The sequence below is a fragment of the Bacillota bacterium genome (assembly GCA_030019365.1).
GTDB lineage: Bacteria > Bacillota > Sulfobacillia > JACIYH01 > JACIYH01 > JACIYH01.
In genome coordinates this window covers 1-12,769 of sequence record JASEFA010000011.1, presented here as the reverse complement: position 1 = coordinate 12,769, position 12,769 = coordinate 1, and the positions used below count along the sequence as shown (strand labels likewise).

11 protein-coding genes, 4 tRNA genes and 1 riboswitch are annotated in these 12,769 nt (G+C 67.9%); of the genes, 10 read left to right on the top strand and 5 right to left on the bottom strand.

Features of this window, described 5'->3' with window-relative positions:
* The first annotated feature begins 149 nt into the window (after positions 1-149).
* A riboswitch (TPP riboswitch) is annotated at positions 150-263 on the top strand.
* 149 nt (positions 264-412) lie between these two features.
* From cytX to thiL, 4 genes are all read left to right on the top strand, one after another.
* A complete protein-coding gene (cytX, locus tag QME70_12220) occupies positions 413-1,777 on the top strand; it encodes a putative hydroxymethylpyrimidine transporter CytX (GenBank protein ID MDI6895337.1) in 1,365 nt (454 codons plus the stop codon).
* Positions 1,774-2,496, top strand: coding sequence for a thiamine phosphate synthase (gene thiE, locus QME70_12215; protein ID MDI6895336.1), 723 nt, complete (start codon positions 1,774-1,776; stop codon positions 2,494-2,496). Before cytX ends, thiE begins: the two co-directional genes overlap by 4 nt.
* A 50-nt stretch (positions 2,497-2,546) precedes the next feature.
* Positions 2,547-3,362: a hydroxyethylthiazole kinase gene (gene thiM / locus QME70_12210; GenBank protein ID MDI6895335.1), complete on the top strand. Its 816-nt coding sequence runs from the start codon at positions 2,547-2,549 to the stop codon at positions 3,360-3,362.
* A gap of 96 nt (positions 3,363-3,458) precedes the next feature.
* Positions 3,459-4,475: a thiamine-phosphate kinase gene (gene thiL / locus QME70_12205; GenBank protein MDI6895334.1), complete on the top strand. Its 1,017-nt coding sequence runs from the start codon at positions 3,459-3,461 to the stop codon at positions 4,473-4,475.
* 151 nt (positions 4,476-4,626) lie between these two features.
* Here the strand turns inward: thiL and QME70_12200 are convergent, their stop codons facing one another.
* Together QME70_12200 and QME70_12195 are read right to left on the bottom strand one after the other, a co-directional pair.
* Positions 4,627-7,044 carry an S-layer homology domain-containing protein gene (locus tag QME70_12200; protein MDI6895333.1) on the bottom strand — a complete coding sequence of 806 codons (2,418 nt, stop codon included), beginning with the start codon at positions 7,042-7,044 and terminating at the stop codon, positions 4,627-4,629.
* A gap of 269 nt (positions 7,045-7,313) precedes the next feature.
* Positions 7,314-7,407: transfer RNA gene (locus tag QME70_12195), tRNA-Ser, on the bottom strand.
* Positions 7,408-7,666: 259 nt separating this feature from the next.
* Between QME70_12195 and QME70_12190 the strand changes: the two genes are divergently transcribed.
* Complete coding sequence (locus QME70_12190) at positions 7,667-8,125, top strand: NUDIX domain-containing protein (GenBank protein ID MDI6895332.1); 459 nt, start codon at positions 7,667-7,669, stop codon at positions 8,123-8,125.
* Between the two features lie 9 nt (positions 8,126-8,134).
* Here QME70_12190 and QME70_12185 read toward each other — a convergent pair.
* Positions 8,135-8,226: transfer RNA gene (locus QME70_12185), tRNA-Ser, on the bottom strand.
* Positions 8,227-8,351: 125 nt separating this feature from the next.
* Between QME70_12185 and QME70_12180 the strand changes: the two genes are divergently transcribed.
* From QME70_12180 to QME70_12170, 3 genes are all read left to right on the top strand, one after another.
* On the top strand, positions 8,352-9,173 hold the full coding sequence (locus QME70_12180; GenBank protein ID MDI6895331.1) for an HAD hydrolase-like protein: 822 nt from the start codon (positions 8,352-8,354) through the stop codon (positions 9,171-9,173).
* A gap of 104 nt (positions 9,174-9,277) precedes the next feature.
* The gene (locus QME70_12175) at positions 9,278-10,126 is read left to right on the top strand and encodes a class II fructose-bisphosphate aldolase (protein MDI6895330.1); all 849 of its coding nucleotides are present in this window, start codon (positions 9,278-9,280) and stop codon (positions 10,124-10,126) included.
* Positions 10,127-10,266: 140 nt separating this feature from the next.
* The gene (locus tag QME70_12170) at positions 10,267-10,473 is read left to right on the top strand and encodes a hypothetical protein (protein ID MDI6895329.1); all 207 of its coding nucleotides are present in this window, start codon (positions 10,267-10,269) and stop codon (positions 10,471-10,473) included.
* Positions 10,474-10,554: 81 nt separating this feature from the next.
* Here the strand turns inward: QME70_12170 and QME70_12165 are convergent.
* Positions 10,555-10,629: transfer RNA gene (locus QME70_12165), tRNA-Gln, on the bottom strand.
* Positions 10,630-10,960: 331 nt separating this feature from the next.
* On the opposite strand from QME70_12165, the gene QME70_12160 reads away from it, so the two are divergent.
* The gene (locus QME70_12160; protein MDI6895328.1) at positions 10,961-11,563 is read left to right on the top strand and encodes a superoxide dismutase; all 603 of its coding nucleotides are present in this window, start codon (positions 10,961-10,963) and stop codon (positions 11,561-11,563) included.
* Positions 11,564-11,599: 36 nt separating this feature from the next.
* Here the strand turns inward: QME70_12160 and QME70_12155 are convergent, their stop codons facing one another.
* A complete protein-coding gene (locus QME70_12155) occupies positions 11,600-12,031 on the bottom strand; it encodes a ferritin-like domain-containing protein (protein ID MDI6895327.1) in 432 nt (143 codons plus the stop codon).
* A gap of 172 nt (positions 12,032-12,203) precedes the next feature.
* On the opposite strand from QME70_12155, the gene QME70_12150 reads away from it, so the two are divergent.
* Positions 12,204-12,279, top strand: a tRNA-Glu gene (locus tag QME70_12150).
* The last annotated feature ends 490 nt before the right edge of the window (positions 12,280-12,769 follow it).

The following is a 12,769-nucleotide window of genomic DNA, read 5'->3' as shown; positions in this document are numbered from 1 at the left end:
GCACGGGTTAGCACCAGCGCGTGGACACTACCGGGCAGGCCCCTCGGTTGGGGTAGGCAGGTGGGTGACGGACAAAGGGTGCGAGGTGGGCAAAGGGTGCGAGGTGTTGACAGGAGGCGGGGATGCAATACAATGTAGGCAAGTGAATACGGCGTCTTGCGGGGAGCTCGACGGGACCGGGCTGAGAGGAGGGCTGGAACGCCCTCGACCCGTACAACCTGACCTGGGTAATGCCAGCGTAGGGAACAGGACCTGCGACATGCGCAAGGGCCACCCCGGTCGGGTGGCCCTGCCTGTTAGGAACAGGTGCCGGCCGGAAGGCGGCAGGCGGCTACCCGGGAGCAGCCGCTCGCCAGAGACGGAAGGCGACCCCGGAACAGGGGTTATGTGGTAGGCGGGAGGTGACTGAACTGTGGGAACACAGGAAGCGGAGATTCAGAGCAGGCGGCCGCGCATCCAGGCACCGCCGCAGTGGGGCATCGAGCCGGTGCCCGTGGAGCACCGGCTGCTGGGCTTCCTGGACTACTTCGCCCTGTGGTCCAGCCTGGGGGTGGGTCTGCTCGTCCTCCTGGCCGGCACCCTGCTCGTGCCAGCCCTGGGCATGGGGCCGGCGCTGCTGGCCATCGTGGTCGGTACCCTGATCGGCAATGCCCTCCTCGCACTGGTGGGACTGGTGGGGAGCCGCACGGGGGTGCCCACCATGGTGCTTTTCCGGCCTTCCCTGGGCGTGCGGGGATCGTACCTGCCCACGCTGCTGAACGTGCTGCAACTGGTGGGCTGGGGTGCCTTCGAGATCTTCATCATGGCCCAGGCGGCCCACGGCATCGCCAGACAGTTTGTCGGGGCGTCGGGCTTCCTCGGGTGGGGGCTGTTCTTCGCCGCCCTTTGCACCGCCCTGGCCGTCAGCGGTCCGCTGGCCGTGGTGCGCCAGTGGATTGAGAAGTTCGCGGTGTGGCTCGTATACCTGAGCACCATTTACCTCACCGTGTACCTCTTCACCCATCATGACCTGGGTGCCATTTTTGCGCAGCCCGGTGCGGGAGGCCTCACCTTCTGGGCGGCGGTGGATCTGGTGGTGGCCATGCCGGTGTCGTGGATGCCCCTGGTGGCGGACTACAACCGCTTCGCCCGGGACGACCGCCGCGCCTTCTGGGGCACCTACACGGGCTACTTCGTCGCCAACGTGTGGTTCTACGCCCTGGGGGCCCTCTTCGTGCTCGCCCTCGGGACCGGGGACCTCATCCCCGCCATCCTCAGCCTGGCAGGGGGCTGGATGGCCCTTCTGCTTATCCTCGTGGACGAGACCGACAATGCTTTCGCCAACATCTACTCCACGGCGGTGTCGGCACAGAACGTGCTGAGCCGGGTGCCGCAGTGGGTGCTGGCCGTTGCCACGGGCGGCGTGTGCTTCCTGGTGGCCTGGTGGATTTCCACCGGGGTCCCCACGGCCGCCTACGAGGGATTCCTGTTCCTGATCGGTTCCTTCTTCGTGCCCCTCTTCGGCGTGCTGGCGGCCGACTACTTCCTGCTGCGGCGGCAATACGACCTCACCGAGTTCTACCGGGCCCGGGGTGCATACTGGTACCGGTATGGCGTCAACGTGCCGGCCCTGGTGGCCTGGGGCCTCGGGTTTGCCGCCTACCGTCTCATGGTGGCGCGGTTACCGGGCGTGGGCGCCTCTTTACCCTCCTTCATCGTGGCCGCCCTGGCCCACCTGGTGCTCACCAAGGTCCTGGAGAGCCGCCGCTCCGCCGGCGGGGAGGAGCGACGTTCGTGACAGCGGGGAAGCGGTTCGACCTGACCCTCTACCTGGTTACCGACCGCCGCCAGAGCGGCGGGCGGCCACTGGAGGAGATCGTGCGGGCGGCCATAGCCGGCGGGGTTACCACGGTGCAGTTGCGGGAGAAGGACATCTCCACGCGGGAATACGTGGCCCTGGCCCGCACCCTGAGGGAGATCACCGGGGAGGCGGGGGTGACCTTCATCGTCAACGACCGCGTCGACGTGGCCCTGGCGGCCGACGCGGACGGCGTCCACGTGGGCCAGGAGGACATGCCCGCTGCCCTGGCGCGGGGCCTCATCGGGCCCGACCGCATCCTGGGGGTGACGGCGGCCAGTGAGGCCGAGGCCCGCCGGGCCCAGGGCGACGGGGCCGACTACGTGGGCTGCAACGCGGTGTTCGCCACCCCCTCGAAGACGGACACCGGCCCGCCCCTGGGGCTGGAGGGCTTGCGACGGCTGGCGCAGGCGGTGAGCATCCCGGTGGTGGCCATCGGGGGCATCAACGCGGGCAACGCCGCCGAAGTGATGGCCTGCGGGGTGGCGGGGATAGCCGTGGTCTCCGCCCTCATGAGCGCCCCGGACGTCACCGCGGCGGCACGGCAGTTGCGGACCATCGCCGGGGACGCACGTGCCGGCGCCACGCCGGCGGGTGTCGCCCCATCACCGGGTGTCGCCGCACACCGGGGGTGCCGGCGGTACCCAGGGCCGGAATGAAGCGCGCTGGTGGCGACAGCGCAACGAAAGCGATAGGGGGTACACGCACGATGAACGAGGGGGATCTGGGGAGGCGATTTGGCGAGGCGCTGGCGCGCATCCGGGCGGAGAAGCCGCTGGTGCACCACATAACCAACCTGGTGGTGATGAGCGACACGGCCAACGTGACCCTCCTGGTGGGGGCGCTTCCGGTGATGGCCCACGCTCGGGAAGAAGCGGCCGACATGGTCAACCTGGCCGGCGCCCTTGTACTCAACCCCGGTACGCTGGAGCCGGAGTGGGTGGAGGCCATGATCCTGGCCGGGCGCCGCGCCAACGAACGGGGTGTTCCCGTGGTGCTCGACCCGGTGGGAGCCGGCGCCACGCCGTACCGGACGAAGACCAACCTGCGCCTCCTGCGGGAGGTCAGGGCGGCCATCGTGCGGGGCAATGCCGGGGAGATCGGGAGCCTCTCGGGCGCGGGCGGGGTGGTGAGGGGCGTGGAAAGCATCGAAGGCGTGGAGGACCCGGTGGGCGTGGCGCAGAACTCCGCTCGCAGGTGGGGAGCGGTGGTGGCCATCACGGGAAAACGGGATATCATCGCAGACCGGGAACGCGCCCTGGGGGTGGACAACGGCCATCCGTGGCTGACCACCGTGGTGGGCACGGGGTGCATGTCCACCACCATGGTGGCGGCCTTCGCCGCCGTGGAACCCGATCCTCTGGTGGCCGCGGCCGGCGGCCTGACCTGCTTTGGCCTGGCGGCGGAGCTGGCCGCCCGGGAGGCGCGGGGGCCGGCCTCGTTCAAGGAGGGCCTCTTCGACGCTCTCTACCACCTGACGCCCGAGCAACTGGAGGACGGTGCCCGCGTGGTGGTGCTCGCCTGACCGGGCGCGCGCGTGGCACGTGACGGGGGGCGGCTGCGGGTGCTCGCCCGGCCCGGCGCACCGCGTCGCCCGACCGCAAGCTGTCGGGGGTGGAGCATGGCGCCTGACCTGACGGTGGCAGAGGTGGGGGAGTTTCCCCTCATAGAGCGGCTGGCGGCCCGCCTGGGTCCCGCCCGTGCCGACGTGGTGGTGGGAATCGGAGACGATGTGGCCGTCCTGGCCATGACCCCAGACCGCTACCTGCTCGCCACCTGTGACGTTCAGGTGGCGGGGGTCCATTTCCTGCCCGGCGCCTGCGACCCCTACCGGCTGGGCCGCAAGGTGGCCGCCATCAACCTGAGTGATATCGCGGCCGTGGGGGGGCGTCCCGCGCACTTCCTGGTGTCGCTGGCCCTCCCGCCCGACATCCCCGTTTCCTTCGTGGAGGCCATGTACGACGGCATAGGCGAGGAAGCAGGTCGCTACGAGGCGGACGTGGTGGGCGGTAACGTCAGCCGCTCGTCCTGCCTGACGATCGACCTCACCCTCCTGGGCGAGGTCGATCCTCGGCACCTCATACGGCGCAACGGTGCCCGGCCCGGTGATCGCATCCTGGTTACCGGTCGCGTAGGGGCCTCGGCGGCGGGCCTTGCCCTGCTGGTCGATCCTTCCCTGCAGGTGGACGAGGCCGACAGGGAGAGTGTGCTGGCGGCCCACCAGACCCCCACGCCCCGCCTGGGCGAGGCGGCGGCTATTGCGGCCACCGGGTGCGCCACCGCCATGATCGACGTAAGCGATGGACTGGCCGCCGACCTGGGCCACATCTGTGATGCCAGCGGGGTGGGGGCCCTGGTGCGGGGCGATGTCCTTCCCATCGACGAGGCCACCCGACGGGTGGCGCAGGCTGCGCGCAGGGACTCCCTGGAATGGGCCCTGACCGGGGGTGAGGATTACGAGCTTCTCTTCAGCGCGCCCGCCGACGCCGTAGACGCGATCCGTGTCGCCGTGCGGGAGGCGACGGGCACTCCGGTGTCGGTGGTGGGCGAAATCCTGCCCGCCGCGGCCGGCCGCATCCTGGTGCTGGCCGACGGCCGCCGGGTCCCCCTGGGTGCCCGCGGCTGGAAGCACTTTTAGGTCGGCCCGCCCCACCCGGCGTGGCAGCCACCCCGGTAGCTGCACTGGCGGAAGGGGGCGAGCGCGTTGGTGTTGGACGTTTTGCGGGGGGCATTGCGATATGAGAGTGGCGCTGGCAGTCAACGAGGTGACGCGCGACCCCGATGTTAACCTACCTCGCTCCACCGCAAATGGAGGGGGGCGCCTTCGGCGGCGCCTGGGTGTTCGCCCCGGAGGATCGGGCCCTGGCCTCCAGGGCGGTCACGATCACCTTGGCCGCTTCACCGCGTCTGGCCCCGTTCAGGGGCAGGAACCTTCCCGCGGGATCGCCGGTCATGATCCCCGCCGCCTTCACCGCGGCCGCAGAGGCCCGGGCCACCGCCGGAATGTCGGCTTCGTCGGCGAAGCCGCCTGCGGTGGTGGGAGGTTGACCCGCAGTCTCACCCGAACGCGCGGGAGTTGATGCGCGCGCGGCCGCGTCGCCCTGCCCCGGTTGCAGGCCGAGGGCACGGGCGGCCAGCACCGCCATCTCCCAGCGCGGGATCTCCTCATCGGGCGTGAAGCCACGCGGATAGAGTGACAGGTCCAGGACGCCGGCCTCCACGGCGGAAGCTGCGATTTCCCCGATCCAGTGTCCTTCCGGGACGCCGGCAACGGCGGGGGCGGCCTGCGTCCCCAGCACCCGCTGCAGGTGTGCGTGCACCTCGCGGCGTTCCCGCAGGGCGGCTTCCAGGCCCAGGGCCCGCCACAGCATCTTAAGGAACTGAGCGCGGGTGACGGGGGCGTCCGGCCGGAAGCTGCCATCGGGGAAGCCGCCCACAACCCCTAGCGAGGCCAGCCTTTCCACATAGGCGCGGGACCAGTGGCCCCCGAGGTCGGGGAACACTGCGCGCGGCGGCACCGTTGTGCCCTGTCTGACCACACGGCCGCAGGGATCCACGGCGTAGAGGACCTCTTGGACCTGGCGGCCGTCCGCAGAAGTTGCGCGGACCAGCAGGTAGTGGACCCGACCATCAGCCACCGGGACCTCGAGGTTCGCGACAAAGGGAGCCTGATCCGACTCCACCACTTTGACCCCGTCCCACAGCCACTCGACACGCCCGGCGAACGGGTAAGCCATCCTGGCGTAAGCGAGCAGCCGGTTCGGCCCCGGGATCAGGCCCGCTTCTTCAAGGGGCCGGTGGGCCAGCGGGGACGACTCCCCCACCCGGCTCAGGAAGTAGGGGCTACGGGTCAATTCCCGATAGCGGTCCTGCAACTCGCGGTTTGCAGAAAGGCAGTAGTTCGACCACCGGTTGGCCGGGCGGTAGGACGGACTGGCCTGATCCACTGAAAAGTAGAAGGCTGCCTTCACCCGGGGAAAGCGCAGGGGCAGGTACCCGTAGGTCATGCCCAGCTGGCGGAGCGCCCAGTCCGTGACGTCCTCGCCGGTGGTGACCGAACGGTGCGCGATCCCAAACTCACACACCATGATGGGCTTCTTATCCGAGTACAGCGCGTACACGTAGTCCAGCTTCTCCAGAGGCGAAGCCAGTTTCCCCTGGTGGTAGAGGTGCTGGGCAAAGCGATCCTGGCCCGGGTCGCCGGACATGTAGTAGTCGCAGTAGAAGTTTACGCCCACCCAGTCGACGCACTCGTCACCGGGGTAGTACGCCTCGATGTTCTCCTCGGGGGCATGGTTGGGAGCCCAAACCATGGCCACGTTGGGCGCCAGCCGCCGGGCTGCCTTCGCCACCAGCCGGAACTTTTCTATGTAGAGTTGGGCGTCTCCCGACCACAGCGTCCAGTTGCCGTTCATCTCGGCGCCGAAGCGCAGGAAAACCGGCCTCCCGAACGCCGACAGACGCCGTAGCAGGCCCTCCAGGTAAGGTCCTTCGCCTACTGCGTCCAGCCCCTGCTGGGGCTGGAGGGCAACCTGCAGGGCGACGTCGTTTATGGCCGCCCGCGACAGGACCTGCTCGGGGATGGGGTCGCCCCAGTCCACGTAGACGAGGAAAGCCGCGTGCGGCCTGCCGTACGCCGCCGCCGCACGCGACGGGTCGCCTTCGACGGCAGGGTCAAGCTCGAAGCAACCCCCCAGGTAGCAGCCGGCGGCAGGTTCGTATTTCGCGAGTCCGCCAGTGCCCCCGCTGCCGTCCGGCGCCGGGGCGGGCACCTCCCGGTAGACTTCGAACTCGGTGCGGATGCCCTCGATGCGGGCCAGGTCGTACCGGTACCACTCCGCCGTTACCTCGGGCCTGACCCCGGCGAGTTGCCGCCACGCCCGCACTTCCTGCTCATACGCGTCCACGGCGTCGGGGTACCGCCCCAGCCGGTCGCATGTGCGGGCTATCTTCTGCCAGAATGTCCCCAGGCGCAGCAGGGCGGTATCGTCCCCGTACGGGGCTTCGATGGCGACGATTTGCCGCCAGAGCGGGATGCATTCCTCCCAGCGACCCTGCCTCTCGAGTTCAGCTGCCCGGGACATAAGCTGCCAGCATTCCCGGGTGGGCGGTCGGTCGGCGGCCAGGCACGGGGTCGCCGCCCCGGCAACCAGGGCCAGTCCTACCACGCATGCCAGGGTCCACCGTGCCATCTTCGCCCCGAGCAACGCTCATTCCCCCCGTCTCGGCGCCTGCCGGCGGGCTTCTGGCTCCCTCCGTCCCCCGGACCCCCGTGCTCTCCGCACCGTGCTGGAGCAGGCCGAGGCTCTCTCGCAAGACTGGGCAGTGGCCTGATCGATCTATACCAGTAGGCTCTTCTCCAGGGCCTTTGCTGGCGAACCGTCCGGGCTGGGCTGGTCTGGAAACGGGAATAGCAAGTGTGGGCGACTAGAACATAATCCCTCCGCGAAGCTGTTGGCGCTGTACCTTGGTCGGCTGGCGGAGGGGGCGGGATTCGAACCCGCGCTGGAGCTTGCGCCCCACTACGAGTTTAGCAAACTCGCCTCTTCAACCAGCTTGAGTACCCCTCCGCACGCCACCAATTCTAGCAGACGGACCGTTATCAGGCAAGCGTCGGGCACACCCCCCTGTCGGGCACGCGACGCGCCTGTCGGGCACGCGACACGCGACACAGCACCCGGCAGCGACTGCCCGGTACGCCGTCTCGTGACCACCGTGCGCACGGGGCACGGGCGCACGTGCGCGTCACGTGGCGCCGCGCAGGGAAAGCGCGTTTCGGTGCCGAAGGTGTCCCGGGTGTGTTCCCTTGAGGCCCCAGGGGGGATGGCGGTGAGTGCGGTCAGGGTGTCGGTGAGGGCCGTCATCATCCGGGACCGACAGCTCCTGGTCACGCGGAACAGGGACCCGTGGGGGGACTACTACCTCCTGCCGGGAGGAGGCCAGCACCCCGGGGAAACCATGGTCTCGGCATTGCAGAGGGAGTGCATGGAGGAAATCGGGGTGACGGTACACGTGGGAGACCTGCTGTACGTGCGTGAGTACATCGGACGGAACCACGAGTTCGCCGAGTACGACGGTGACGTACACCAGGTTGAACTCATGTTTTCGTGCGCGCTGGCCGGGGAAGCCGCCCCCGCCCTCGGTAGCAACCCGGATGCGAACCAGGTCTCTGTGGTGTGGCTTGACCTGGATGAACTGGGACAATACCGGCTGTACCCGGCCGTGTTGAAGGAACTGATTCCCCAAACCCGTAAAGGGGGACCTGTGTATCTGGGCGACGTGAACTAGGCTCGGACCTGGCGGAGGGGGTGGGATTCGAACCCACGGCGGGTGCTAAGTCCCGCAACGGTTTTCAAGACCGCCACGATAAACCGCTCCGTCACCCCTCCGCGCTGCGAAGGCCGAGGGCGAAGGCCCGCGTCATCAGCCATTATAGCACGGGAGGCAAGGCCGAAAAAGACGACGTCAGTTGAGCGACATAGGGTTGATTTCCTCCAGGCCGGGGGTGGGCTACTTGCGGTGGAAGGCATTGCTGCTGGACGTTGACGGGACGCTGACCTTTCGGGGGAGGCTGATCCCCGGGGCTGAGGTCGCCCTTACCGAATTTCGCCGTCGCGGCCTGCTGCTTCGCTTTGCCACCAACATCGATTCCCGCCCTCCGGAGAGCGTCCGTGCCCATCTGCTCGGGTTGGGGCTGGACGTCCGCAGCGGCGAGGTGATCAACCCTCCGCTGGTGGCGCTGCGTCTCATGCAGGCTGAACCCGACCGGTGCTGGCACTGCCTGGTGGGACCTGACCTGGAGGACTTCCTCCGCCCGCGTGCCTTTGCCGGGCAGCAGGCTGGCCGCCCCGCGGGTGCTTCTGCCGGGCAGGACCTCCAGGAGTATGCCTCTGGCGGGCGACAGGTTGACCGCGTCCTGGTGGGCTACTGCCCTCAGGTCGATTACCGCATGCTCAACGAGGCCTTCCGGCAGTTGCTGGGCGGCGCCGATCTGGTGGCGCTCCAGAAGGGGCGATACTTCTTCGCACCGGACGGGACCAACCTGGATACCGGAGCGCTGGTGGCCGCTCTGGAATACGCCTCGGGGAAACAGGCCAGGGTACTCGGGAAGCCGGCACGGGATTTCTTCGCCATGTGCCTGGAGGACCTGGGGCTGGCACCCGATGAAGTGGCGGTGGTGGGGGATGACCCGGCCAGCGATGTGGCCGGAGCCCGGGCGGTGGGCGCGTTCGCCATCCTGGTGCGGACCGGCAAATCCGCTGCGGCTGTTGGCCCTGGGGCGACACACCCGGATCTGGTAGTGGACAGTGTCGCCGATGTCCTCCGGTGGCTTTGATCGGAGATCGCCTGGAATGACCAGGAGGCATTGTCCGGAGTGACTGTGCATGCTGCCGTGAGAGCGGCGATGCGGGTGGACGGGGAGAGAAGGGGGTAACGGTTGTGCCGCTGGTGACACTACGGGAAGTGCTCCGACCGGCTGCCGCGCAGGGTTACGCCGTGGGGGCATTCAACGCCAATAACCTGGAGTACGTGCAGGCCATCGTCTCGGCCGCCGTGGCCGAGCGGTCTCCGGTGATAGTTCAGGCCAGTCAGGGTGCTATCCGTCACGCCGGGCTGGCGCACATTACCGAAATGGTGAAGGTGGCGGCACGGGAGGCTCCCGTCCCGGTGGTGCTACATCTCGACCATGGCCGCGACCTTGACCTGGTGCGGGAGTGCATCAGGGCCGGGTTCACCTCGGTGATGTTCGACGGGTCGGCTTTGCCGCTCGAGGAGAACATGCGGCTGACGCGACAGGTGGTGGACTGGGCCCGGGCGGCGGGAGTGTCGGCGGAAGGCGAGCTCGGCCGCGTGCCGCGGGTGGGCGTGACGGAGGAGGCAGTACGCGCCCTGATGACCGATCCCGACGAAGCCGCTCGATTCGTACGGGAGACGGGCATCGATGCGCTGGCCGTGGCCGTGGGCAGTGTCCACCAGATGACGCGACAGCAGGCGGTGCTGGACGTGGATCGCGTGGAAGCGATCCGCCGGGTAACGGGAGTGCCCCTTGTGCTCCATGGGAGCTCGGGGGTGGCGGACGACAGCCTGCGAGATGGCATCCGGGCAGGCATCTGCAAGGTCAACTTCGCCACCTCCCTCAATGTGGCGTTCAAGCACGGGCTGGCGCAGGCCATGGCGGAAGACCCGGCGGGGGTGGATCCCCGCCCGTATCTCGCCCGGGCCCGGGACGAAGTGGCTGCCGTGGTGCGCGAGAAGATCCGCCTCCTTGGCTGCTCCGGCCGGGCATAGGGCGGTCGTTGCCGGCCCGGCGCGCGGTGGCTGTTGTCGGCCGGGGCCAGGGCGTCACGGTAACAGAACATGCGGACGGGAAGGAATTTTCTGGCCGGCGGCGAACTGGGTACAGCACGAGAGGCCGGGAGGTGCCAGACATGTCAGTCGAAGCCCCCAAGCCCTGGCTGCGGTTTTACCCGGGCTCCGGTTCTGCGTCCCTGCCGGGTGAGGTGCAGGCCCGCTTTGAGGAACTCACCGGAGGGCGCCTGGTGGAGGGTTACGGGCTTAGTGAGGCGAGCGCGTTGGCCAGCCGCTCATCCGCAGTGACCAGTTGGCCGCGCACCGCGCGGGCCAGCGCAATGTAAACCGGGACGAACAGCCGCACATGGCCCTCGCGGGCGTGGCGGAGCAGAGGATTTATGCTCAGTCTTCCACACAGAAAAGTTTGGCTGGGGGAGGAGGATTCGAACCTCCGCTGGATGATCCAGAGTCATCTGGCCTACCGGTTAGCCGATCCCCCAACACAAGAACGTCTTGGTTCGATTGTGTTGCGACCGCAGATCATTATACCACGCTCATCAGGTCCCCACAACCAGTCGCGCGTCAGCGCGGGCGTCCGCGTGCGGCGGGCGCCACCGATGCGCCCGGCGCTACGCCCGCGTGCGGACGCCTGTGCGTCCCCGGGCGGTCAGGCAGGGCTGTCCGTGGCCGCCGCTGGATCTGCAGGTCCACGGTGCGGCCGGCACGTTCCGCCCAATGTTAACGTAATACTGGGAGAGGGAGGTGCACCCTGTGCACGAAGGGGGAACAAAGTGGGTTGGCCAGCCGCAGCCTGTGCCGCCGGGAGGACATGTGCTTCCACCGCTGCCCTACTCCTACGATGCCCTGGAGCCGTATATCAGCGCCACCACGCTCCGTATTCACCATGACCGCCATCACCTCAGTTATGTAAGAGGGCTGAATCGGGCGGAACTGGCCCTGGTGGCGGCCCGTGAGTCCGGCGACTTCAGCCTCGTCAAGCACTGGGAGCGGGAACTGGCATTTCACGGGTCAGGCCATATCCTGCACAGCGTCTACTGGACCAACATGAGTCCGCGCGGCGGAGGCAGGCCGGAGGGGCTGCTGGCCGCGGAAATCAACCGGGCCTTCGGGAACTTCCTCGCCTTCCGCGCCCAGTTCACGGCGGCAGCCGAACAGGCCGAAGGCTCGGGATGGGCGATCCTCGTGTGGCAGCCTTACTGGCGTCGGCTGGAGATCCTGACGGCGGAAAAGCATCAGGACCTCACCCAGTGGGGCGGCATTCCCGTGCTGGTGACCGACGTCTGGGAACACGCCTACTACCTGGACTATCAGAACCGCCGGGGTGATTACGTCGCGGCCTGGTGGAACGTCGTCAACTGGGCGGATGTGGACCGGCGCCTGGTGGCAGCCATGAACGACATGAGTGTCCTCTGAGCGGGTGGCCCGCATGAGCCGGCGACGCACCCGCCCTCACCCCTTGCGGATGCCGAGAGCCTTCTCGAGATCGATGGCGTGTTCTTGCTCCACCACGGCGATGTTCCTGATCTTCTGGGCCGAGTCGTAAAGGCCCAGATCCTCCAGTTGTTTGATCCGCTGCAGATACCTGCTGAGGGCATCGTACTCGAGTTGCAGGTCCTGGCGCAGCATTTCCACGTTGTCCAGGGACGTTTGTCTCTGGGAAACCTCGACTGTGGGTATGCCGCCCAGATACTGGATCAGGTCGCTGAGGATCACGGCGTGCTCGTGCTCCTGCTGGGCGTGTTGCAGCAGCTCCTTTATGACCGCCACGTATTGCGGTCCGGTGAGCATGCTGGCATGCTGGACGTACTGGACCAGAGCCGCGTACTCCCAGGCCAGGTCTCCATTCAGCAAGGTCAGTATGCGCTGCAGGTCTTGAGGCATGACTGCACCTCCCGGTCGCCTACAATCTATTCCCGGGTCGCCCTGTCCGGTGCCGATCCGCGCCGCACATACGCGATCCGCGCCTGCGGCGATCTGCATTTGCCGCTTGCGGTTGCAGACGCGGTGGAGGCGTGCTATAATGAGGTCTGGTCCTTGACAGCAAAGAGCGCGTGGCCCCATCGTCTAGAGGCCTAGGACGCCGCCCTCTCACGGCGGTGGCAGGGGTTCGAATCCCCTTGGGGCTACCACTATCGACTGACGAGGGAGTGCCCGGCACTCCCTTTTCACGGGCGGCCGTGGAGGCCAGCGATTGGTCCCCGAGGCCGCCGGCCGGGCGGCTCATGCAACGCCTCGACGAGCAATCGACCAGGGGTACGCCGGTCGATCGTGGGTTCAATCCCGCGGCAATCGGCGAGACGCGCAATCGACGAGGTTCGGGTTCGGCGAGGGGTACTTGACAGCGACGTCGTCCGGTGCTATCTTAACGAACTGCGTGGGGCCGACAGCCCCGCGACCGGTCCTTGAAAACCGAACAGCGTGCGAGCCTTGTGAGATGGCTTTGCGGCCCAGCAATGGGCGTGGATCGACCTCCGGGGCGGGGCAAAGTTCGCTGAGCGACGTGCCCCGCCCACGAAAGGTGCTCGCTAACCGCCGGTACGTCGTCAGACGGCCCGGCGCGGCGAGATCCATGATTCACGGAGAGTTTGATCCTGGCTCAGGACGAACGCTGGCGGCGTG

Excerpts from the sequence above, each read along its gene's own strand:
- QME70_12155 (MDI6895327.1), bottom strand. The coding sequence starts at position 12,031 with ATGCCTCAAGACCTGCAGCGCATACTGACCTTGCTGAATGGAGACCTG.
- QME70_12170 (MDI6895329.1), top strand. The coding sequence starts at position 10,267 with ATGTCAGTCGAAGCCCCCAAGCCCTGGCTGCGGTTTTACCCGGGCTCC.
- thiL (MDI6895334.1), top strand. The coding sequence starts at position 3,459 with ATGGCGCCTGACCTGACGGTGGCAGAGGTGGGGGAGTTTCCCCTCATA.
- thiM (MDI6895335.1), top strand. The coding sequence starts at position 2,547 with ATGAACGAGGGGGATCTGGGGAGGCGATTTGGCGAGGCGCTGGCGCGC.